This is a genomic window from Neorhizobium sp. 05N33 (assembly GCF_056397445.1).
Map to the genome: position 1 here is coordinate 187,015 of NZ_JBFTNK010000001.1, position 20,505 is coordinate 207,519.

The window sequence follows — 20,505 nt, forward strand, 5'->3', positions numbered from 1 at the left end:
TCCCACCGCGATCAATATCCCAAGGCGCAACCGTCCTTGCGATGATCCGACGCGCCGTGAAGCGTTCCGTGTTCCCAATCGATCCATATGGCCTGGGCGCCGCCGATTGCCCAGTTCGGCGGCTGCACTTTGAAGCCCCTGGCCGTGAAATAGTCGCCGGCAGACTGGCGAAGGCTTTCTTCCATCTCGACCGTTGCCGTTCCTGGCAGCGGGAAGAGGCGTGGGAGATCGATGGCGCCCTGGATGTCGAGACCGTAGTCGATCAACTTGGAGAGGAATTGGGCATGCCCCATCGCCTGGTAATGGCCGCCCATGACGCCAAAGGACATCATCGTTCGCCCGCCCTTCGTCACCATGCCGGGGATGATCGTGTGCATCGGCCGCTTGCGGGATGCAATGGCATTGGGATGGCCCTCTTCGAGCGTGAAACTTTGACCCCTGTTATGGAAAAGCACGCCCGACTTCGGCGCCATCAGGCCGCTTCCGTAGGGGTGGAATATCGAATTGATGAAACTCGCGGCATTGCGATCTTTGTCGACGACTGAGATGTAGACCGTGTCGGAGTGTTCGACGCCGCCGAGGATGGCCTTGGCATCTACTGGGGCCTTACGGTCAATCTTTGCAGCAAGTTCATCGGCAAGCGCATCGGACATGAGAAAGTCGACAGGAGTTTCAGATGTGGAAGCATCTGCGACCCATCTGTCGCGTGCCGCATAAGCCAGTCTCGTCGCTTCGACCTCCACGATGAGGTTTTCAGGATCGAGCGGATCTCCGGCCGGTGCGAAGCGCTCCAGTATCTTCAGGATCAGGAGTGCGATGATGCCTTGACCGTTGGGTGGACATTCATGGACATCCCAACCGCGATAGCTGGCGCTGATCGGCTTGACATACTCGCCGCCCGCGGTGGCGAAATCGTCGGTCGTGTGAAGGCCGCCATGCGCGGCAAGATGAGAAACCATCTCTTCGGCGATGCCGCCACGATAAAAGGCATCGCGGCCCTCGCGCCCTATGGCCTCAAGCGTGCCGGCCAGCTCTGGCTGATATTGGACCGCGCCGACATCGGGGGCCTTGCCGTCAACGAGGAATATGCGCCGACAAGACGGATCGCGCTTCAGCAATTCCTCCTGGTGCGAGATGTCGGCGGCGACGCGGGACGTTATTCCATAACCCTCGCGTGCAAACGATATTGCCTGCGACAACACGTCTTCCATCGGCATCCGACCATGATCCGCAACGAGGCGAGTCCAGGCGTCGACGGCGCCGGGCACGGTCACGGCGTGCGGCGAAAATCGTTCGATCGTCCGGATCCCCTGACTCTGGTACCAGGACAGATCAGCGGCCGCGGGCGTTCGCCCCGATCCGTTGAAGGCGACCACGTCAGCCCCGCCGTTGGTGCTCAGGAGAGCGAAGCAATCGCCGCCGACGCCGGTTGAACCCGCTTCGACGACGCATTGGACAGCGCAAGCCCCAACGGCCGCATCGATCGCGGCGCCTCCCGCCTTCAGGATCTCAAGCGCTGCAAGCGTCGCCATCGGATGTGAGGTCGCAGCCATTCCATTACGGCCGATGGCGACCGACCGTCCCGGTTTTTCAAAATTCCGCATGATGGATCCCTTCAAATCAGGCCGCACGTTTTCGCCCAGCCGTAAGTCTCATCGATGGCAACTTGAGACCGATCGAACATCTCGTTGATTTCGGTCTCCGTCATGATCAGCGGCGGGCAAAAAGAAAAGTTGTCGCCAAGCGCACGCGTGATTACGCCATGCGCCTGGGCGCGTTTTCCGGCCTGGATCGCGACGCCATCGGTCGGCTTGAACGCTTCCCGAGTCGCCTTGTTGCGGACAAGTTCGAGCGTCCCGATCATGCCGCGGCCGCGTGCGTTGCCGACAAGCGGATGCTCGCCGAGGTCACGCAGACGCTCCTGAAATAACGGCGCAACGGACTGAACATGTCCAAGGATGTCACGCTCCTCGTAGATTTTCAGTGTTTCCAGCGCGACGGCGGTGGCCACTGGATGGCCACTATAGGTGAAGCCGTGACCGAACGTGCCGATCTTTTCGCTTTCCGCGACGATCGACTGATGGACCTTGTCGTTGATCATGATTGCCGAGATCGGCTGATAGGCGGCAGAAAGCTGCTTTGCCATGGTGATCATGTCAGGCCGCATGCCGAAGCTTTCCGATCCGAACATCGTCCCCAGGCGGCCAAAGCCGCAGATGACTTCGTCGGCGATCAGCAAAATGTCGTAGCGGTGCAGGATTGCCTGGACTTTTTCATAGTAGGTCGCCGGCGGGACGATGCATCCACCCGACGCCATCAGCGGCTCGGCAAAAAATGCCCCGATCGTCTCCGGTCCTTCCTGGAGAATGAGACGCTCAAGCGATTCTGCGCATCGTGTTGCAAACTCTTCCTCGCTCTCGCCTTCAAGCCCATAACGATAGAATTCCGGGCAATCGGTATGGAGGACCCTGTCGATCGGCAGGTCGAAGTCTCGATGATTGTTCGCAAGTCCCGTCAGGCTTGCCGAGGCGATCGTCACACCGTGATAGGCTCTCATCCGCGAGATGATCTTCTTCTTCTCGGGCTTGCCGATGGCGTTGTGATAGTACCAAACCAGCTTCATCGCCGTGTCGTTTGCTTCCGATCCCGAATTGGCAAAGAACACCTTCGACATCGGAACAGGCGCGAGTTTGATCAGCCGCTCGGCCAATTCGATTGCGGTCTCGTGCGACTTGCCGCCAAAGCTGTGGTAAAAAGGCAATTCCTGCATCTGCCGGTATGCCGCTTCCACGAGGCGCGTCTCGCTGAATCCGAGCGACGCACAAAAGAGCCCGCCCAAGGCCTCGATGTAGCGGTTGCCATCACTATCGATGACGTGGACACCGTCGCCTTTCGCGATCAACAGCGGCCCGTCTTTCAGATGCTGCGATGCGTTCGTATAGGGGTGCAATACAAAGGCCGCATCGCGCGCTTCCAGGGAGTTTGGCAAAACCGTCACTTGGTGTCTCCTAATTTATCGAGCGCAGATGCGCCTGTTTTGTTGGGAACCGGCAAGCGCGCTCCGCGCCTGCCGGGTCCATTCGCTTTCCAGATCCAAGCATCAATCGACGCTGGTCTTGATCCATTTCTTGGCGAGCTTGTCGATCGTTCCGTCGGCCTTGGCTGCCTCGATCGCAGCATCGACCATCGCCTTCAGGGCAGTATCGTCCTTGCGCAATCCTGCGCCGATGCCCTGGCCGAAGACGCCGCCGGTGAATGTCGGGCCGGCAATCTTGTAGTCCTTGAAATCGGCTTTCGAGAGCGTCGCCATCAGAGCCGTCTTCTGGGCGACGACGGCATCGATGCGACCGGCCTGCAGATCGAGATCGTGCTGCTCGGTCGTCTTGTATTCGCGTGTTTTCAGGGTGCCTTTGAAATACTTATCGAGAAAGGCGACATTTGCGGTCGATACCTGCGCGCCGACATTGCTGCCTTTGAGGGCGCCCTCAAGCGGCTTCAATGCCGCATCAAGCGTTGCGCTGTCACCATTCAGGTCCACGACCGTGCCGGTGCCCGGCAGGTTTGCCAACGGTCCGTCCTTCTGCACCATGAAAGCCGCAGCCGTTGAAGCATAAGGCTTGCTGAAGGCAATCACCTCCAGGCGTTTCGGGGTGACGATCATCGACGCCATGATTGCATCGAATTTCTTGGCGTTCAGCGAGGGGATCAGGCCATCCCAATCCTGCGCTACGATCGTGCATTTGACTTTCATGCGGCCGCAGAGATCGGTTGCGAGATCGATTTCAAACCCCTGGAGCTTGCCGTCTGGTCCCGTGAAATTCCACGGCTCGTAGGCACCTTCCGTGGCGATCTTGATTTCCGTTGGCTTCGATTGTGCGTAGGCAGCGCCAGCCGCCAGCGTGGTGGCGATGATTGCTATAATGGTCTTTTTCATTGTTCATTCCCCTTTTTCTTGTGCCCGTTTTGAACGGAGCGGTTGCAACCAAATCTGCTCGTCAGATATTTTCCTTTCCTGACGTGCGAGCCGTAAACGCCTCTGCCGACAGGCACAGGAGTTCGAAGAGAACCTGCGCTGCGACCTGTGCGGTATTCGTTGTCGGATCGTATTCCGGGGCAATTTCGACAACGTCGCCGCCGACGATATCAAGACCTCTCAGACCGCGCAGGAGGCCCAGCGCCTGCGCGGAGGAGAGACCCCCGACCTCCGGTGTGCCGGTCCCTGGCGCGAAAGCCGGATCCAGCGAATCGACGTCGAAGCTGACATAGACTGGTCCATCCCCCACGACGTCGCGCGCTTTGCGGATGACTGCTTGCAGGCCAAGCTCGTCTACCTCTTCCGCATGGATCACCGTCATTCCTGACGCAAACGAGAATTCCCAGAGATACTCGGAGTTACCCCGGATGCCGATCTGAATCGTGCGTTTCGGATCGAGAACGCCGTCCAGCACCGCCTGCCGGAAAGGCCCGCCGTGGTGGAACTTGCAGCCTTCGAATGATCCGCCGGTATCGCAATGCGCGTCGATATGGATCATGCCGACGGGGCGCTCCTTTCCGATCGCGCGCAGGATGGGCAGCCCGATTGAATGATCACCACCAACTGACAGTGGCACGACACCGGCCGCAACGATGGCTGCTACGAAACTCTCGATATCGTCATGCGACGAAGCCAGATCGAACCGGCTTCGGAATGGCACGTCGCCGACATCGGCGACCCGCACTTGCGCTGTCGGAACTGCGCGAAGGACATGTTCATAGGGGCCTACCCGATCGACATTGCGCACAGCACGCGGCCCAAACCGGGCTCCGCTCCGGTTGGTCACGCCGAGATCCATGGGAATACCAAGGAGTGCGACGTCGATCCCAGCAAAAGCGGGCGCGGCGTCAGGTCGATAAGGCGCTTTCAACAGCGACGGCACTCCACAATAGGGCGCCTGACGGCTGTCGCCATCCCCGAAAACGAGCTTTGCCACTCTACTGAAATCCGGATCGAAGATGTCGCCACCGGATGCCGCCGAGTATCGGGCCCGCAATTCGTCAAGCTCGAGAATTTCTATCATCCGACCTCCTGACCACGCCCAGATCACGCAATGAAAAACAATCTCGCAAAAGCGATTGATTGATGTGCGCAATGTTGTATACATAATCGTATTCCATAAAAAGATGCAAGTGGCCAAACGACGAGCATGACAAATCAAGTTTGACGCTATTTGTGTGAGAGCGATGGAAGCATTGAGAGGGATTCGGTGTCTGCGACAAACAAAGAGCCAAAGGTTTCGTTGCGCGAAGCGACCTACAGCCAGCTGAAGGATCTGATCCTGAACGGCCAACTTCGGCCATCGGAACGCCTATCGGAAAACAATCTCGCAAAACGTTTCGGCGTGAGCCGCACGCCTCTGCGGGAGGCGTTGATGAAGCTCGAGGAAGAGGGGCTGGTCGTCGGGCAGCGAAACCTCGGTTATACGGTCACCGATCTTGATATTACGGGTTTCTGCAATCTCCTCGTCGTACGCGAGGCGCTCGACGTCTGCGCCGCGAAGCTCGCATGCGAGAAGGCGACGGACGAGGATCTCGCGCGCCTTCGTGACGTCATCGAACAGATGGCGGTCCTGAAGGTTTCCGACAACCGAACGCCATCGGACGCCGCGCAAAACCTGCAGCTCGGCCTTCATATCCACCGCGTCATCGCCGAAGCAACAAAGAACGATGCGTTGGTACGTGCAACGGATCAGATCTACCAGCAGCTGCGCCTTGCCCTTTGGCTGGAGGTCCTTTGGGTCGATCTGGAGCACACAGACTTTGACGAGCACAAAGCGATCGCCGACGCAATATTGGCTCGCGATCCCGAGGAAGCCGCCAAGGCGGCGAGCGCTCATGTGCAGAGCTCGCTGAAGAACATGTCGAAACTCGAACGTATTTGGCATCACCGACGCGCTGTCGGTTCGGGCTGAGACGCCGCACGGGAAAGTCTATGGAAGCCATCGAGAAGTACTTGGTACTTGTGAGTTTTGGTCAGGGCGGCTGGGGCAGCCTGTTGCTGACCGCATTGCTTATGACGGTCGCCGTTTCGCTGTGCGGTTTTCTGGCAGGCACCATGATCGGCTCGCTTGTTGCTGCCATGAAGCTGTCCCGATATCTGGCGGTGCGCTGGGCGGGCGACTGTTACACGACCGTTTTGCGCGGCGTGCCGGATCTTCTCGTCATTTATCTCTTTTATTTCGGCGGCAGCGCCATCCTCGGTCATTTGGGGGGAATGGTCGGATATGACGGTTATATCGGCATGCCCGCGTTTTTGACCGGAACGATCGCGCTCGGCGTCGTTTCCGCTGCCTATCAGGCGGAGGTCTTGCGTGGCGCCTATCAGTCCGTGTCGCGTGGAGAACTCGAAGCCGCCACCGCGATAGGCATGCGACCATGGCTGAAGTTCCGCAGGATCATTGCCCCTCTCGTCCTTCGCTACGCCGTGCCAGGTCTTGGCAACACGTGGCAGCTGGTGCTGAAAGAATCTGCGCTGATATCCGTCACCGGCCTCGTTGAAATCCTGCGTCAGTCGCAGATCGCTGCCGGCTCCACCCGCAAGCCCTTCGAGTTCTACCTCACCGCCATCGTTCTCTATCTCGTCATCACCTGGATCTCCTCCATTCTTTTTCGTCGGCTGGAGACGCGAAGCTTGCGCGGAATTCGGAGGGCATTGTGATGGATTTCGACTTCCTCGCGCAGACGTTCCAAACCCTGATGGGCGGTCTCCCCCTGACCTTGAGCATGGCCGCCATATCCATCACCGCCGGGACACTTCTTGCCGTTTCGATTGCGTTGACGTCCGTTTTGGGTGGAACGGCCGGGCGCACAATCGCCAGCGCCTACGTGTTCGTGTTTCGCGGCTCTCCGCTGCTCGTTCAGATGTTTCTCATCTACTACGGCTTGGGGCAATTCCGGCCGTCCCTGCAGGCGCTCGGTATATGGACGATATTTCGGGAACCCTACTGGTGCGCCGTCATAGCTTTGACCCTGAATACGGCCGCCTATTCGGGCGAAATTTTCCGCGGCGCGCTTCAATCGGTGTCAGCGCAGCAGGTGGAAGCCGCCCGCGCGTGCGGCATGTCCGGCGCTCTCCTGTTTCGACGGATCATTTTCCCGATCGCATTGCGCCAGGCGCTGCCGGCCTACGGCAACGAGATCGTCCTGATGGTAAAGGCGACGGCTCTCGCATCGGTTATCACGATCATGGAAATCACCGGCCTGGCGGGAAAGCTGATCGCCGATAGTTTCCGAGCGTTCGAAGTGTTCATTGTCGCGAGCGCCATCTATCTGCTGATCAATTTCGTGCTAACGCGCATCCTCGTCGGCCTGGAATGCTGGCTTTCGCCGCATTTGCGCCTTCCGCCATTGCCTCCGACACCTAGGGAAACTGCATGCTGAGCAGAGGGATAAATTTGGCTGCCGAGAACACGAAGACGCCGACGGTTTCGGTAAAAAACCTGCACAAATGTTTCGGCCCGCTGGAAGTGCTGAAGGGCGTTTCCCTGGAGGCGCGCGAGGGCGATGTCATTTCCATTCTGGGGTCGTCAGGATCGGGCAAGTCGACGATGCTCCGCTGCATCAATATGCTGGAGGTGCCCGATAGCGGCGAAATCTCGATCGCCGGGGAAGCATATCTTATGAAAAAAGGGCGCCGCAAAGCAGAACCTGCCGATCGCCGCCAGGTCGATCGCATCCGCCAGCATGTCGGCATGGTATTCCAGAACTTCAATCTCTGGTCTCACATGACGATCCTGGAAAACGTGATCGAAGCGCCGGTCCATGTGCAGAGGCGCAGTCGTGCCGAATGTATCGAAGAGGCTGAGGCCCTGCTTGCCCGGGTTGGTATCGCCGACAAACGGCATTTTTATCCATCGCATCTCTCCGGCGGGCAACAGCAGCGTGCTGCAATTGCCCGCGCACTTGCCCAGCGCCCGAAGGTTATGCTGTTTGACGAGCCGACGTCGGCGCTTGATCCGGAGCTGGTCGGAGAGGTCCTCAAGGTCATGCGATCGCTGGCCGAGGAGGGACGAACGATGCTGGTCGTCACCCATGAAATGGCGTTCGCCCGCGACGTCTCGAATAAAGTTGTTTTTCTTCACAAGGGAGCCGTGGAAGAGGAAGGCTCTCCCGCGGAGCTTTTTCGGTCTCCGAAGTCACCGAGATTTCAGCAGTTTCTTGCAAGCGTCCGGCAATAGCGAGCAAAAACACGCGGCGGCTGAAGGCCGAGCTCTCTGATGTCGCGCGGTTTGAGGCCGGATCGCATCCGCTTGCTCAGAAGTTGCGCCGCATCCTTTCAACGCGGATGAAGGTCACCCGACGCCGGCGCAGTGTAGGATCTACCGAACACCTTTATCTCTGTCGGATGTGCCTTTCAATCAGCGCCTTCAGCTTACTGGTGTTGCCCGCCTCCAGAAGATCGACCATCTCGTGATGTTCCCGAGCCGATTGCTCTATTCGCGCCCGCGTCTTCCACTGGGAAACCGGAGCGGAAGACGTGCGCTGGCGAAGTTCCGCAATGATCCCATCCAGTTCGTCGTTACCGGACAGCTGGACGAAGGCACGATGGAAATTCAAGTTGGCTTCATATTGCTCCAGCACGGTGCCGTGCAGGATAAGGTTTTCGAACCGCTCGGCCAGGACGCGCAAGTTGCTGATATCGTCGGCCGTCGCCGCGGCCACAGCTTTGGGGACCACCCCGGTTTCCAGTAGGATGCGAATCTCGGCAATGTCGTCGGCTTGTTTTCCGTCAGCCTTGTAAACGTGATAGCCGCGGTTCGGCACGTGTTCGACGACGCGCTTCTGCGCCAGGCGGTCGAGCGCGCGGCGGATCTCGTTGCGTCCGCGCCCGTAGCGCGTTTCGAGATCGACCTGCTTCAGCCATGTGCCCGGCTGAAGTATTCCGGACTGGATATCCGTAAGGATAAGCTGGGTGGCATCTGGTTCGCCGTCTGCGATGGGTTCGTCGAGCAGGGTGTTCATCCGTTTAACCTCAGGCGACCGGGAGGCGATTTGCCTAATCACTAGCCACAAATTTCATTTGCCGAAAGAAGAATCTTCCCATAAATTGGTACCAATTTTGGATGAAATGTGTAGGCAAAATGAAAAATTTCGGCAACGTCTGGGAGATCGTTGACGGCAAGGCACCCCGGTTTGCCGAGCTTAGCGACTATATCTGGGAAGTTCCGGAGACCAATTACGAAGAGTTCCGCTCCTCCGCGGCGCATGCCGAACTGCTGGAAGCCGAGGGCTTCAGGGTCATGCGCGATGTCGCGAACATCCCGACGGCCGTGATGGGCGAGGCCGGCGAAGGCGGTCCGGTCATCGCCATTCTCGGCGAATATGACGCCCTGCCCGGCCTCAGCCAGGTCGCGGGCCTTGCCGAGGAAAAGGCGGTGGTCGAGGGCGGCCATGGCCATGGCTGCGGGCATAACCTTCTCGGTTCCGGCTCCATGCTGGCGGCCGCCGCCGTCAAGGATTACCTCAAGGCGAACAATCTTCCGGGCCGCGTTCGCTATTATGGCTGCCCGGCCGAAGAGGGCGGCTCCTCAAAGGGCTTCATGGTCCGTGCCGGCGTTTTTGACGATGTCGACATTGCCATTTCCTGGCACCCGGCCGCATTCGTCGGCGTCAACAATCCGGTCTCGCTTGCCTGCAACGAGCTCAATTTCCACTTCTCCGGCCGTGCGTCGCACGCCGCGGCGTCGCCGCATCTGGGACGCAGCGCACTCGACGCAGTCGAGCTGATGAATGTCGGCGTCAATTATCTGCGCGAGCATATGCCGTCCACGGCACGTGTCCACTATGCCATTACCGACACCGGCGGCCACGCGCCGAACGTCGTGCAGGCGAAAGCCTCGGTGCGTTATCTCATTCGGTCGCGCACGCTTCCGGAACTTCTCGAACTCGTGGCGCGAGTGAAGGATGTGGCGGCCGGCGCTGCCCTGATGACCGGGACCTCCGTGCGCAGCCAGATCGTCAGTGGCGATGCGAACCTGGTCGGCAACACGCCGCTCGAAACGTTGATGCACAACCACATCGAGCGCGTCGGCCTGCCGCCTTTCGACGAGGCGGACAAGGCGACCGCCGCAAAATTCCAGGAAACCTTCAGTCAGGCCGATATCGCTGCGTCCTTCGGACGGTTCGGGTTGAAGGTCCGCAAGGGCGTGTCCCTCTGCGATGTTATCTTCCCGCCGGAAAGCGGCGACGGAACGCTCGTCGGCTCCACCGATGTCGGGACAGTGAGCTGGGTCGTGCCGACCGTCCAGATGCGCGGCGCCACCTATGCGATCGGGACGCCCGGGCATTCCTGGCAGCTCGTCGCGCAAGGCAAGCTGCCCGCCGCGCACAAGGGCATGACGCATGCGGCCAAGGTAATGGCATCGACCGCGGTCGACCTCATCCTGAAGCCGGAACTGATCGCGGAAGCGAAAGCCGATTTTGCGGCACGGCTCGAAGGCACTCCCTTCGTCAATCCGATCCCCGATGACGTCCAGCCAGACATTCGGGAGAAGCGGGATGTCTGAGGCGCCCCTCCAGCCCGACCGCCAGATCCTGATGGGCCACATCCACGAGTTTGGCAAACGGGTGAAACTTTCGGGCACGGCGGAAGAGCTGGAGAGCTTTCGATATCTGGAAAGGCAGATAGCCTCCTACGGCTATCGGACGCAGCTTCTCTCGCACGATGCCTATATCAGCCTGCCGGGCAAGGCGGCTGTCGAAATCGATGGCGACGCCATCCGCTGCATTACCCATTCCATGTCGGTCTCCACACCTGGAGAAGGCATCTCGGCGCAAGTCATCTATGTCGCAGAAGGCACCGAAGCCGATTTCGAGGGCATCGACGTCAAGGGGCGCATCATCCTTGTCGATGGCATTGCCACCGAAGACGTCGCGGCCCTTGCAAGTGCCCGCGGCGCAATCGGGCAGCTCCACGTCAGCCCCAACGAACACCTCTACGAAATGTGCGTGTCGCCCGTCTGGGGCAGCCCCTCACAACATACGCGCACGCAGCTGCCAAAGACGGCGATCTGCACGATCTCCCGCGACGACGGCGAGCGGCTCCGTCAGGCCTGCCGCGCCGGCAAGGCGCCAGCGGTTCGCCTGACGACGGAGGTCGATACGAGCTGGCGCAAGACGCCCATCTTGGTTGCGGAGCTTTCCCCGGACGGTCGACCGGATGCACCTTTCGTCCTGTTTTCCGGCCATCACGATACCTGGCACTACGGCGTGATGGACAATGGCGGAGCCAATGCCACCATGCTGGAAGCCGCGCGCCTCCTGGCCGAGCGACGTGAGAGCTGGCGGCGGGGCCTGCGCATCTGCTTCTGGTCCGGCCATTCCCACGGCCGTTATTCCGGGTCGGCCTGGTATGCTGACGAATATTGGGACGAACTGGAACAGCGGTGCGTGGCGCATGTGAATGTCGATTCCACCGGCGGTGCAGGCGCGGACATCCTGACGAACTCGGCCGTCATCGACGAATTGAGGGCAGTCGCGGCAAGGGCCGTCGAAACGGTGACCGGACAGGCGCATGGAGGTCGTCGTCACGGGCGCGCTGCCGACCAGTCCTTCTGGGGCGTAGGCATTCCCTCGATGTTCGGCAGCCTCAGCCATCAGCCCCCAGGGCCGGTGAAGATGCTGACGGCGCTCGGGTGGTGGTGGCACACGCCGCACGATACGGAAGAGCATATCGATTCGGCCAATCTTCAGCGCGACACCGAGATCGTGTTGCGTGTGCTCGGTGAACTGCTCGATGCCCGCGTTCTGCCGCTCGACTACACCGCCTACGCAGCGTCTCTCAAACATGAACTCGGCGGCCTGGCCGCGGATCTGGCGGGACGGATAGATCTGAATGCCCTGATCTCGGTGGTGGATGAACTGCGCCAGTGTGCCGAAGCGATCAACGGTGTCGCGCAGCAGGAAGTCGATCCGGTTCGCGCCGAGATCATCAACGACCGCCTTCGGCAGGCCTCCCGCCTACTCGTTCCATTGAACTACACGTTCGGTGACCGTTTCCATCACGACAATGCGCTTCCGCATCCGGCCTGGCCGTCTCTATCAGGGCTTCGCGAACTGGCCGCCTTGCCGGAAGGGCATGCCGATATCCCGTTCTTCGCGGTTCATGCGCGCCAGACGCGCAACCGCATTCTCTCCGTCTTGAAACAGGCCTGCACGGCGCTTGCCCTCGACGGAATATGACATCCCAACCGTCCTCTCCAACGCAACGAATAAATAAGGGAACACGACATGAAGACCGGGAAACTCTGGGCGGCCGCGCTGGCCGCCACTCTCACCGTCATGCTGCCTAGCGCAGAAGCCAAGGATTGGACGCATGTGAAGGTCGGCATCGAAGGTGCCTTCCCCCCATGGAACGCGCTGGATTCCAAGGGGAACCTGACCGGCCTCGATATCGACCTCATCAACGACCTGTGCCAGCGCGCCAAGGCGGAGTGCGAGCTGATCGCCGGTGAGTGGAGTGCCATGATCCCCAGCGTCAACGCCGGCAAGTTCGACCTTATCATGACGCTCGGCATCAATGAAAAGCGAAAGGAAGTTGTCGATTTCACGGTGCCTTATGCGAGCGGCGTGGCGACCTTCATCACGCTGAAGGACAGCCCGGTCAGCAAGCTGCCGATGACCGGCGAACGGCTGAACCTCAACGACAAGGACAAGGCCGACCCCATCATGAAGACGATCGGAGACGTCCTGTCGGGCAAGACGATCGGCGTCGTGCAATCGACAAGCCAGGAGCAGCTGATCAACGCCTATTTCGGTAAAAGCGTCACCGTCCGCACCTACAAGAACTCCGGCGAGCGAGATCTCGACCTCAAGGCCGGGCGCATCGACGCCGGTTTCGACAGCGGCGTCTACGGCACTACCGCACTTGCCAAACCTGGGAACGAGGATCTGACAATGGTCGGACCGCTGATGAAGGGTGCCATGCTGGCGACGGAAGTCGCCATGGGCATGCGCAAGGGCGAGACCGATCTGAAGGAGAAGTTCGACACTGCCATCAAGTCGGCGGCTGCGGACGGCGTCATCAAAAAGCTCTCCGAAAAGTGGAGCAAGCTGGACCTGACGCCATCGTTCTGACCCGGCGGACCCGGCGCGAGGTGCGCAAATAGCGTCCTCGTGCCGTGACGCCGGGATCTGGACACGAACAAACCTCCATGTGGATGAGGTCTCCATGAACCAGCCGACAATACTGGATCTGATCGGAACCGGCCCGAACGGCTGGGGCATGGCGCTTGCCTCAGCCACCGTCATGACGGTCCTGATCGCCATCACCGGTTTCGCGATCGGTGGCCTGATCGGCGTCTTCGGTGCCTGGGCGAAGGTCTCAGGCGGACCGGTGACGCGCGGGATCGCGGGTTTCTACACCACGGTTCTGCGCGGCATTCCCGATCTTCTGGTCATCTATCTCTTCTATTTCGGCGGCAGCGCTGCCGTGACCGCGATCGGCAGGTTGTTCGGCACTGAAGGCTTCATTGGTTTTCCGGGCTTCCTGGCCGGTGCGCTCGCCGTCGGCATCACTTCCGGCGCACAGCAGACGGAGGTCTTTCGCGGCGCCTATCGGGCGGTGCATTCCGGCGAGCTGGAGGCGGCGATCGCCTGCGGCATGTCGCGCTCCCTGCGGTTTCGCAGGATCCTGGCGCCGCTGACGCTCCGCCACGCAATTCCCGGCATGGGCAATGTCTGGCAGGTCGTGCTGAAGGAGTCCGCGCTGGTTTCGGTCACGGGTGTTGTCGAACTCCTTCGGCAGTCGCAGATCGGCGCCGGCTCCACCGGCCTGCCCTTCGATTTCTACGTCATCGCCGCTGCCATCTACCTGGCTATCTCGACGATTTCCGGAGGTTTCCTGCAACTCAGCGAAAAGCGCTTCACGCGCGGCGTCAGGAGGAGTTGATGGATCTGCCGTTTCTCTACGAGACCTTCCTGAGCCTCGTTGCCGCGGTGCCGCTGACGCTGCAGCTTGCCGCAAGCGCGATCGTACTCGGCGCGTTCCTGGCCCTCGGCCTGGCGCTCTGCCGGCTGTCCGGCATCCTGCCGCTCGACTGGTTCGCGAGGGCCTATATCTTCGTCTTCCGCGGAACACCGCTGCTCGTCCAGATCTTCCTGATCTATTACGGCCTTGGTCAGTTTCGCGAGGTCCGCCAGAGTATATTCTGGGTGGTGCTGCGCGACCCCTATTGGTGCGCCGTCATTGCCCTGATGCTGAACACCGCCGCCTATTCCGCCGAGATCATTCGCGGGGGACTGCTCTCGGTCCCGTTCGGCCAGATCGAAGCGGCGCGCGCCTGCGGCATGTCCCGTTTCATGGCCTTCCGGCGCATTGCCCTGCCGCTCGCAATCCGCCAGGCCCTGCCCGGTTATTCCAACGAGATGATCTCGATGGTGAAGGCGACGTCGCTTGCCTCGATCATCACCATCATGGAAGTGACCGGCGTCGCGGCCAAGCTGATTTCCGAGACCTATCGGGCGATCGAAGTCTTCGTCGTCGCCGGTGCCATCTATCTCGCCATCAACTTCATCCTCACCCGGCTTGTCGCCCTCGCCGAGTATCAACTGAGCCCGCACCTGCGCCAGCCTGCGGCCTTGCCCAGCACATCCACGGGAGCCGCGAGATGACGCCTTCGACCAATCCACCCGCACCGGCGGCCATCACCCTGCGCGGGCTTCGCAAGAGTTTCGGTCCGGTCGAAGTGCTGAAGGGCATCGACATGGAGGCGCGCGAGGGCGAGGTCGTCTCGATCCTCGGCTCCTCCGGTTCCGGCAAGTCGACCATGCTCCGCTGCATCAATATGCTGGAGAGGCCCGATGCCGGCGAAATCACCGTTGCCGGCGAAACCATCCGCATGAAGCCGACCGGCTCCGGCAAGAGCCGCATTGCCGACCGCCGGCAGGTGGAGCGTATCCGTTCCGAACTCGGCATGGTGTTCCAGAGCTTCAATCTCTGGTCCCACAAGACCGTGCTCGAAAACGTCATGGAGGCGCCGCTACACGTGCAGAAGCGTTCGCGCGCCGAATGCTTGGAAGAGGCGGAAGCTCTGCTGGCCAAGGTGGGTATTGCCGACAAGCGCAATCATTACCCGGCGCATCTTTCCGGCGGCCAGCAGCAACGTGCCGCCATCGCCCGCGCGCTTGCCATGCGGCCGAAGGTGATGCTGTTCGACGAGCCGACCTCGGCGCTCGACCCGGAACTCGTCGGCGAAGTGCTGCGCGTCATGCGCGCGCTTGCCGAAGAAGGCCGCACCATGCTGGTCGTCACGCACGAGATGGGCTTTGCCCGCGATGTCTCGAGCCGCGTCATCTTCCTGCACCAGGGCGCCATCGAAGAGGAAGGCCGGCCGCAGGACATGTTCACCAACGCGAAGTCCGAGCGCTTCCGAAAATTCATCAGCGGCTGAGCCGCTCCACCATTCTACCCAAACAAAGAGAGGGAACTGACCAATGAAATTGATCAAGACGGCAATCGCCGCTGCTTTCACCGCCATGACGCTGATGGCGACCGCCGCTGCGGCGCAGGACAAAACGGAAATCGTCATCGCCACGGAGGGCGCCTTCCCGCCCTACAACCTGACCCGTCCGGATGGCACGCTGGATGGCTACGACATCGAACTCGGCAAGAACCTCTGCGAGCGCATGAAAATCAAGTGCACGTTCGTCGCGCAGGCCTTCGACGGCATCATCCCGGCCCTCAATGCCGGCAAGTTCGATGCCATCATGGCCGGCATGTCGGCCACCGAAAAACGCAAGGAAGTCATTGACTTCTCCACGTCCTACGGCAGCACCGGGCAGTCGTTCGCCACACTAAAGGACGGCCCTCTGGCAAAAATGCCGATGAAGGACCAGCTCTTCTCGCTCGCCTCCAACGAAGCCGGCGCCCGCAAGGCCGTCGAAGAGCTGAAGCCTCTGCTGCAGGGCAAGACGGTCGGCGTCCAGACGGCTTCCATCGCCGCGCGCTTCATCGATGAATACCTGAAGGGCGTGGTGCAGGTTCGCGAGTACAAGACCACTGAACAGCATGATCTCGATCTCATTTCGGGCCGTGTCGATTTCGTCATGGCATCGATGGGTTACCTCATGACCGCCGTGCAGAAGCCGACCAATAGCGACATGACGATCGTCGGCCCTCGCTTCCAGGGTGGGTTCCTCGGCGCCGGCAGTTCGGTCGGCCTTCGCAAGGCGGATACTGCGCTCAAGCAGAAATTCGACGAGGCGATCGCGGCCGCCAAGGCGGACGGGACGACGAAGAAGCTGTCCACGAAGTGGTTCGGYTTCGACATGACCCCGCAATAATCTTTAAATCATCCGGATATCGGAAGGCCGCGGCATCCGGTGCCGCGGCCTTTTCTATAACCGAGCCTTCGTGCTACGGGGGGTCGCGAGCACGAGGCTGGTTTCCGTCGCCGTAATCCCCGGCACCAGACGGACCCGCCGCAGCACGGTGTCGAACTCGGCCAATGTCGTGGTGCCGAGTTCAACGATCAGATCCCAGCGACCGTTGGTCGTGTGGATTTCCGAAATCTCCGGAAATCCTCCGAGGGCTTTGATGACCTGGTCCGCCGCCCTGCCCTCGATCTCCACCATCATGATCCCGCGCACCGGCAGTTCGACAGCGTCAGCCCGCAAAATGACCGTATAGCCGAGAATGCTGCCGGCCTTTTCGAGCTTCTCCATGCGCGAACGAACGGTGGCGCGCGAGGCCCCGAGATCCGTCGCAAGGTCGGAAATGCTCCGCCTTGCGTTGTGACGCAATAGCGTCACAAGTTTGCTGTCAAAATCGTCCATGCTCAAAGCGCCTATCGAAGATACCATTTTGATAAGCCAATTCGAATAATTTGGCAAATTGAGTTGTTCAATCTGCCGCGCCTTCGTGGTCCAATCATCATAACGGAGATCAAGACATGCATTGCAAACTCATTGGCATCCCCCTGCAGGACGGCGCGGTCCAACTCGGCTGCGAAATGGGCCCAAGCGCGCTCAGGACCGCCGGTCTCGAAACGGCGCTGAGGGAGCTTGGCCATGAGGTGACCGACCTCGGCAATGTCGGCATTTCGAAACTGTCCGATGTCACGCATCCGAACACCGCGATCCGACGCCTGCCGCAGATTGTCGCCTGGATCGAACTGCTGACGGAACTCGCCTATCGCGAAAGCGACGAAGGCATGCCAATTTTCCTGGGCGGCGATCACGCCATCTCCGCCGGGACAGTGGCGGGCCTTGCCCGCCGGGCCGCCGAAGCCGATCGGCCGCTCTTCGTTCTGTGGCTCGATGCGCACACTGATTTCCACACACTCGACACCACGACAAGCGGCAACCTGCACGGCGTGCCCGTCGCTTACTTCACTGGTCAGCCGGGTTTCGAAGGTTATTTGCCGAAACTCTCGCATCCCGTCGATCTGGCCCGCGTCTGCATGATCGGCATCCGCAGCGTCGATCCGGCCGAGCGGGCGGCGCTGCGCCAGAGCGCGGTGACGGTTCACGACATGCGCGTGATCGACGAGCATGGGGTCGCGGCGCTGCTGCGTGCTTTCCTTGAAAAGGTCGCGGCGGCCAACGGCTTGCTGCATGTCAGCCTCGATGTCGACTTTCTCGAACCCACGTTTGCTCCGGCCGTCGGCACGACGGTTCCAGGCGGCGCAACCTTCCGCGAGGCGCATCTGGTTATGGAGATGCTGCACGACAGCGACCTGGTCACCAGCCTGGACCTAGTCGAACTCAACCCGTTCCTCGACGAGCGCGGTCGCACCGCAACGCTCCTCGTCGATCTCACTGCCAGCCTGATGGGCCGCAAGGTCATGGACCGCCCGACAAGGAGTTTTTGATGCCCGTACCCGCCAACCTGAACATCGTGCCGTTCATCAGCGTCGAGAACATGATGGACCTCGTCGTCGCAACCGGCGTCGAAAGATTTCTGGTCGAGTTGGCGGGTTACATCGAAGACGATTTTCGCCGCTGGGAAAGTTTTGACAAGATCCCGCGCGTCGCCTCCCATTCGAGGGACGGCGTGATCGAGCTGATGCCGACCAGCGACGGAACGCTCTACGGCTTCAAATATGTCAATGGCCACCCGAAAAACACGAGCTCCGGCCGCCAGACGGTCACGGCCTTCGGGGTTCTTTCCGATGTCGACAGCGGTTATCCCCTGCTTTTATCGGAAATGACTATCCTGACGGCGCTGCGCACCGCCGCCACCTCGGCGATCGCAGCAAAGTACCTGGCGCGCAAGGGGGCGCGCACCATGGCCTTGATCGGCAACGGCGCCCAGAGCGAGTTCCAGGCGCTCGCCTTCAAATCCTTGCTCGGTATCGACAGGCTGCGGCTTTACGACATCGATCCCGGTGCGACCGCCCGATGCCGCCGCAATCTCGAGAGATTTGGCTTTGACATCGAAGCCTGTACCTCCGCCGAGCAGGCCGTCGAGACAGCCGACATCATCACCACCGCGACCGCCGACAAGCACAATGCCACGATCCTGACCGACAACATGATCGGCCCCGGCGTGCATATCAACGGTGTCGGCGGCGACTGCCCCGGGAAAACGGAGATGCATCGCGACGTCCTGCTTCGCTCGGACATATTTGTGGAGTTTCCGCCGCAGACGCGGGTTGAGGGCGAAATCCAGCAGCTTTCATTCGACCATCCGGTGACGGAACTCTGGCAGGTCATCACCGGCGAAAAGCCGGGGCGCTCATCGGAAAAGCAGATCACGCTGTTCGATAGCGTCGGTTTCGCGATCGAGGATTTTTCCGCGCTCCGCTATGTCCGCGACCGGGTGAGCGGCTCGACCTCCATAAACCAGCTCGATCTGCTGGCCGATCCGGACGAGCCGCGCGATCTGTTCGGGATGCTGCTCAGACGCCAGGCGCTTCTCGCCTCCGCCTGCTGACCTCCCGGGCGTTGGCGAGTTCTGCGGCTTAGAGCTCTTGCGCCCATTGATCACTCGGCGATTGCGCTATAGATTTGCGCCGCGGCAAGCGGCCGCGCAAGCGATCAGGAGTTCTCATGCCGACTGGCACTGTCAAATTTTTCAACGACGACAAGGGGTTTGGCTTCATCACTCCGGAGAACGGAGGGGCGGATGTATTTGTGCACGTTTCTGCTCTGGAACGGGGCGGTTCTCTGAAAGAGGGACAAAAGGTAAGCTACGAGATAGGCCAGGACCGCAAGACCGGAAAATCAAAAGCCGAAAACGTTAGCGCGCTTTGATCAAGCTCGCGCGCTCATCCTAAAATCCGTCTAGCGCTGTTTCCAAGACCGTGCTCACCACTTGCCGGATCGGGCGACTGTGACCTCGATGTCGCTTTGCATAGTCTTCAGGGCACTCAAATCGGAACGCGACCGTTTTTCCGGTCGCCTCCAGATGAGCGCCTCGGCTGCCAGGCCTCCACAATGATGTAATCGGATCGGAACAACTCTTCTCTCAATTGAGTTAAGGGGCGTGGTGCCTTGTCAAGAAACATGAGGTGCAGCGATGCCATATAAATTCATGTTTGCCGGCCTGATATTAGCGATCGGCTGTACGACGGCGGCCGCCGCCATGGCCAAGAGCGATAAGGAATTTCTGAGCGACGCGATCAAAACCGACAATTCCGAAATCAGACTCGGTGAACTCGCTACGAAAAAGGGCGGCAGCGACGGTGTACGCTCATTCGCCCAGACATTAATCGACGACCATCGCAGAGCCAAGGACGATGCTACGGCTCTCGCCACGGATCTTGATGTAAAGATAACCGGCATTGTAACGACCGAGGCGCAAAACGAGATTGAGAAGCTTCAGAGCCTAAGTGGCCCCGAATTCGATAAGGAGTTCGTGAATTATATCGTCTCGACCCGCGAGAAGGATATTTCCGAGTTCAGGGAAAAGGCCGGTGAGGGTGGCAGGCCGGTGCCGGAACTTGCAAAGAAAATGTTGCCGACGTTGCAACAGCACCTCCAACTTGCCCGTTCGCTGAGCGGGCATTGATCGCATGGCTGCTCGGGATCACTTCGGCTTGCTGGAGGAACGTCCGACGCGGCTTTCTTATCGCCGGAACTCATCGCCAACTCCAGTCAGCCATGCTCACCGCTGCCTTTGCGGGACCTCGTCCGGCCGGATTACAGGTGTATTGCCGACCGGCGGGGCCGGCTCGACGAAATCGCTATCGCCCGTCGAAGGTGGCTTTAAAACGCCATTGCAGTCGGACAATTTTTCTGTGCCGGATTTATTTGCCGGTCGTGAATTGTCTTCTGTCGTCGTCATATTCTGGTTCTGCTGCCGATCCGGCGCCTGGCAGCGATCCGGCTGTTTGGCGGGTGCCTGGGCAAAAGCCGATGCCGGCAGAAGCCCGATGGCACACATTACGCATATCCGCTTGGCCCGATCGAAAACCATTGTCTCAACGGAGAGCATCTGTCCCTCCTTTGTGTCACTTCCGATAAAACATATCGGAGTCGGGGATGTTCCAGACTAAGCGTTCGGGCATCATTCTTCACGTCGCTATC

21 protein-coding genes are annotated in these 20,505 nt (G+C 60.2%); 15 read left to right on the forward strand and 6 right to left on the reverse strand.

What is annotated here, in order from left to right:
- Nucleotides 1–11: 11 nt before the first annotated feature.
- From AC1DLT_RS00880 to speB, 4 genes are all read right to left on the reverse strand, one after another.
- Nucleotides 12–1,604 (reverse strand): gamma-glutamyltransferase family protein, encoded by a 1,593-nt coding sequence (locus AC1DLT_RS00880; protein WP_477485560.1) that lies wholly within the window; start codon nt 1,602–1,604, stop codon nt 12–14.
- A gap of 11 nt (nt 1,605–1,615) precedes the next feature.
- Entirely contained in the window at nt 1,616–2,998 is a 1,383-nt protein-coding gene (locus AC1DLT_RS00885) for an aspartate aminotransferase family protein (protein WP_247136275.1), read from the reverse strand.
- 102 nt (nt 2,999–3,100) lie between these two features.
- Nucleotides 3,101–3,934, reverse strand: a complete 834-nt coding sequence (locus AC1DLT_RS00890; protein ID WP_477485561.1) for a lysine/arginine/ornithine ABC transporter substrate-binding protein — start codon at nt 3,932–3,934, stop codon at nt 3,101–3,103.
- Between the two features lie 61 nt (nt 3,935–3,995).
- The gene (gene speB / locus AC1DLT_RS00895) at nt 3,996–5,057 is read right to left on the reverse strand and encodes an agmatinase (protein WP_477482173.1); all 1,062 of its coding nucleotides are present in this window, start codon (nt 5,055–5,057) and stop codon (nt 3,996–3,998) included.
- 186 nt (nt 5,058–5,243) lie between these two features.
- On the opposite strand from speB, the gene AC1DLT_RS00900 reads away from it, so the two are divergent.
- The 4 genes from AC1DLT_RS00900 to AC1DLT_RS00915 are packed head-to-tail and all read left to right on the forward strand — an operon-like array spanning nt 5,244 to nt 8,213.
- Nucleotides 5,244–5,948, forward strand: coding sequence for a GntR family transcriptional regulator (locus AC1DLT_RS00900; RefSeq protein WP_247136272.1), 705 nt, complete (start codon nt 5,244–5,246; stop codon nt 5,946–5,948).
- Between the two features lie 20 nt (nt 5,949–5,968).
- Entirely contained in the window at nt 5,969–6,694 is a 726-nt protein-coding gene (locus tag AC1DLT_RS00905) for an ABC transporter permease (RefSeq protein WP_477485562.1), read from the forward strand.
- Nucleotides 6,694–7,416, forward strand: coding sequence for an ABC transporter permease (locus AC1DLT_RS00910; protein WP_247136270.1), 723 nt, complete (start codon nt 6,694–6,696; stop codon nt 7,414–7,416). The genes AC1DLT_RS00905 and AC1DLT_RS00910 overlap by 1 nt, the downstream gene beginning before the upstream one ends.
- Nucleotides 7,410–8,213 carry an ABC transporter ATP-binding protein gene (locus AC1DLT_RS00915; protein WP_477485563.1) on the forward strand — a complete coding sequence of 268 codons (804 nt, stop codon included), beginning with the start codon at nt 7,410–7,412 and terminating at the stop codon, nt 8,211–8,213. The genes AC1DLT_RS00910 and AC1DLT_RS00915 overlap by 7 nt, the downstream gene beginning before the upstream one ends.
- A gap of 154 nt (nt 8,214–8,367) precedes the next feature.
- Here AC1DLT_RS00915 and AC1DLT_RS00920 read toward each other — a convergent pair whose 3' ends face one another.
- Nucleotides 8,368–8,997 carry a GntR family transcriptional regulator gene (locus AC1DLT_RS00920; protein WP_477482170.1) on the reverse strand — a complete coding sequence of 210 codons (630 nt, stop codon included), beginning with the start codon at nt 8,995–8,997 and terminating at the stop codon, nt 8,368–8,370.
- 119 nt (nt 8,998–9,116) lie between these two features.
- On the opposite strand from AC1DLT_RS00920, the gene AC1DLT_RS00925 reads away from it, so the two are divergent.
- The 7 genes from AC1DLT_RS00925 to AC1DLT_RS00955 all read left to right on the forward strand — a co-directional run bounded on the left by AC1DLT_RS00925 (nt 9,117) and on the right by AC1DLT_RS00955 (nt 16,317).
- A complete protein-coding gene (locus tag AC1DLT_RS00925; protein ID WP_477485564.1) occupies nt 9,117–10,541 on the forward strand; it encodes a M20 family metallopeptidase in 1,425 nt (474 codons plus the stop codon).
- The gene (locus AC1DLT_RS00930; RefSeq protein ID WP_477485565.1) at nt 10,534–12,216 is read left to right on the forward strand and encodes a M28 family peptidase; all 1,683 of its coding nucleotides are present in this window, start codon (nt 10,534–10,536) and stop codon (nt 12,214–12,216) included. Before AC1DLT_RS00925 ends, AC1DLT_RS00930 begins: the two co-directional genes overlap by 8 nt.
- Before the next feature lie 48 nt (nt 12,217–12,264).
- Nucleotides 12,265–13,110: a transporter substrate-binding domain-containing protein gene (locus AC1DLT_RS00935; protein WP_477485566.1), complete on the forward strand. Its 846-nt coding sequence runs from the start codon at nt 12,265–12,267 to the stop codon at nt 13,108–13,110.
- Nucleotides 13,111–13,204: 94 nt separating this feature from the next.
- Nucleotides 13,205–13,924: an ABC transporter permease gene (locus AC1DLT_RS00940; RefSeq protein ID WP_477485567.1), complete on the forward strand. Its 720-nt coding sequence runs from the start codon at nt 13,205–13,207 to the stop codon at nt 13,922–13,924.
- On the forward strand, nt 13,924–14,646 hold the full coding sequence (locus AC1DLT_RS00945) for an ABC transporter permease (protein ID WP_477485568.1): 723 nt from the start codon (nt 13,924–13,926) through the stop codon (nt 14,644–14,646). Before AC1DLT_RS00940 ends, AC1DLT_RS00945 begins: the two co-directional genes overlap by 1 nt.
- Nucleotides 14,643–15,425: an ABC transporter ATP-binding protein gene (locus AC1DLT_RS00950; protein ID WP_477485569.1), complete on the forward strand. Its 783-nt coding sequence runs from the start codon at nt 14,643–14,645 to the stop codon at nt 15,423–15,425. Before AC1DLT_RS00945 ends, AC1DLT_RS00950 begins: the two co-directional genes overlap by 4 nt.
- Nucleotides 15,426–15,468: 43 nt before the next feature.
- Entirely contained in the window at nt 15,469–16,317 is an 849-nt protein-coding gene (locus AC1DLT_RS00955; RefSeq protein ID WP_477485570.1) for a transporter substrate-binding domain-containing protein, read from the forward strand.
- A gap of 54 nt (nt 16,318–16,371) precedes the next feature.
- Here the strand turns inward: AC1DLT_RS00955 and AC1DLT_RS00960 are convergent, their stop codons facing one another.
- Nucleotides 16,372–16,809 carry an Lrp/AsnC family transcriptional regulator gene (locus AC1DLT_RS00960; protein ID WP_040125033.1) on the reverse strand — a complete coding sequence of 146 codons (438 nt, stop codon included), beginning with the start codon at nt 16,807–16,809 and terminating at the stop codon, nt 16,372–16,374.
- A gap of 116 nt (nt 16,810–16,925) precedes the next feature.
- Between AC1DLT_RS00960 and rocF the strand changes: the two genes are divergently transcribed.
- The 4 genes from rocF to AC1DLT_RS00980 all read left to right on the forward strand — a co-directional run bounded on the left by rocF (nt 16,926) and on the right by AC1DLT_RS00980 (nt 19,987).
- Complete coding sequence (rocF, locus tag AC1DLT_RS00965) at nt 16,926–17,846, forward strand: arginase (RefSeq protein WP_477485571.1); 921 nt, start codon at nt 16,926–16,928, stop codon at nt 17,844–17,846.
- Complete coding sequence (locus tag AC1DLT_RS00970) at nt 17,846–18,910, forward strand: ornithine cyclodeaminase (protein WP_477485572.1); 1,065 nt, start codon at nt 17,846–17,848, stop codon at nt 18,908–18,910. Before rocF ends, AC1DLT_RS00970 begins: the two co-directional genes overlap by 1 nt.
- A gap of 116 nt (nt 18,911–19,026) precedes the next feature.
- Complete coding sequence (locus tag AC1DLT_RS00975) at nt 19,027–19,230, forward strand: cold-shock protein (RefSeq protein ID WP_040125038.1); 204 nt, start codon at nt 19,027–19,029, stop codon at nt 19,228–19,230.
- A 265-nt stretch (nt 19,231–19,495) separates the two neighbouring features.
- Entirely contained in the window at nt 19,496–19,987 is a 492-nt protein-coding gene (locus tag AC1DLT_RS00980; protein WP_477485573.1) for a DUF4142 domain-containing protein, read from the forward strand.
- The last annotated feature ends 518 nt before the right edge of the window (nt 19,988–20,505 follow it).

What these genes read in the sequence shown, in the direction of transcription:
- AC1DLT_RS00880 (WP_477485560.1), bottom strand. Translation starts at nt 1,604, where the DNA reads ATGCGGAATTTTGAAAAACCGGGACGGTCGGTCGCCATCGGCCGTAAT.
- AC1DLT_RS00890 (WP_477485561.1), bottom strand. Translation starts at nt 3,934, where the DNA reads ATGAAAAAGACCATTATAGCAATCATCGCCACCACGCTGGCGGCTGGC.
- speB (WP_477482173.1), bottom strand. Translation starts at nt 5,057, where the DNA reads ATGATAGAAATTCTCGAGCTTGACGAATTGCGGGCCCGATACTCGGCG.
- AC1DLT_RS00905 (WP_477485562.1), top strand. Translation starts at nt 5,969, where the DNA reads ATGGAAGCCATCGAGAAGTACTTGGTACTTGTGAGTTTTGGTCAGGGC.
- AC1DLT_RS00910 (WP_247136270.1), top strand. Translation starts at nt 6,694, where the DNA reads ATGGATTTCGACTTCCTCGCGCAGACGTTCCAAACCCTGATGGGCGGT.
- AC1DLT_RS00915 (WP_477485563.1), top strand. Translation starts at nt 7,410, where the DNA reads ATGCTGAGCAGAGGGATAAATTTGGCTGCCGAGAACACGAAGACGCCG.
- AC1DLT_RS00920 (WP_477482170.1), bottom strand. Translation starts at nt 8,997, where the DNA reads ATGAACACCCTGCTCGACGAACCCATCGCAGACGGCGAACCAGATGCC.
- AC1DLT_RS00925 (WP_477485564.1), top strand. Translation starts at nt 9,117, where the DNA reads ATGAAAAATTTCGGCAACGTCTGGGAGATCGTTGACGGCAAGGCACCC.
- AC1DLT_RS00930 (WP_477485565.1), top strand. Translation starts at nt 10,534, where the DNA reads ATGTCTGAGGCGCCCCTCCAGCCCGACCGCCAGATCCTGATGGGCCAC.
- AC1DLT_RS00935 (WP_477485566.1), top strand. Translation starts at nt 12,265, where the DNA reads ATGAAGACCGGGAAACTCTGGGCGGCCGCGCTGGCCGCCACTCTCACC.
- AC1DLT_RS00940 (WP_477485567.1), top strand. Translation starts at nt 13,205, where the DNA reads ATGAACCAGCCGACAATACTGGATCTGATCGGAACCGGCCCGAACGGC.
- AC1DLT_RS00945 (WP_477485568.1), top strand. Translation starts at nt 13,924, where the DNA reads ATGGATCTGCCGTTTCTCTACGAGACCTTCCTGAGCCTCGTTGCCGCG.
- AC1DLT_RS00950 (WP_477485569.1), top strand. Translation starts at nt 14,643, where the DNA reads ATGACGCCTTCGACCAATCCACCCGCACCGGCGGCCATCACCCTGCGC.
- AC1DLT_RS00960 (WP_040125033.1), bottom strand. Translation starts at nt 16,809, where the DNA reads ATGGACGATTTTGACAGCAAACTTGTGACGCTATTGCGTCACAACGCA.
- rocF (WP_477485571.1), top strand. Translation starts at nt 16,926, where the DNA reads ATGCATTGCAAACTCATTGGCATCCCCCTGCAGGACGGCGCGGTCCAA.
- AC1DLT_RS00970 (WP_477485572.1), top strand. Translation starts at nt 17,846, where the DNA reads ATGCCCGTACCCGCCAACCTGAACATCGTGCCGTTCATCAGCGTCGAG.
- AC1DLT_RS00975 (WP_040125038.1), top strand. Translation starts at nt 19,027, where the DNA reads ATGCCGACTGGCACTGTCAAATTTTTCAACGACGACAAGGGGTTTGGC.
- AC1DLT_RS00980 (WP_477485573.1), top strand. Translation starts at nt 19,496, where the DNA reads ATGCCATATAAATTCATGTTTGCCGGCCTGATATTAGCGATCGGCTGT.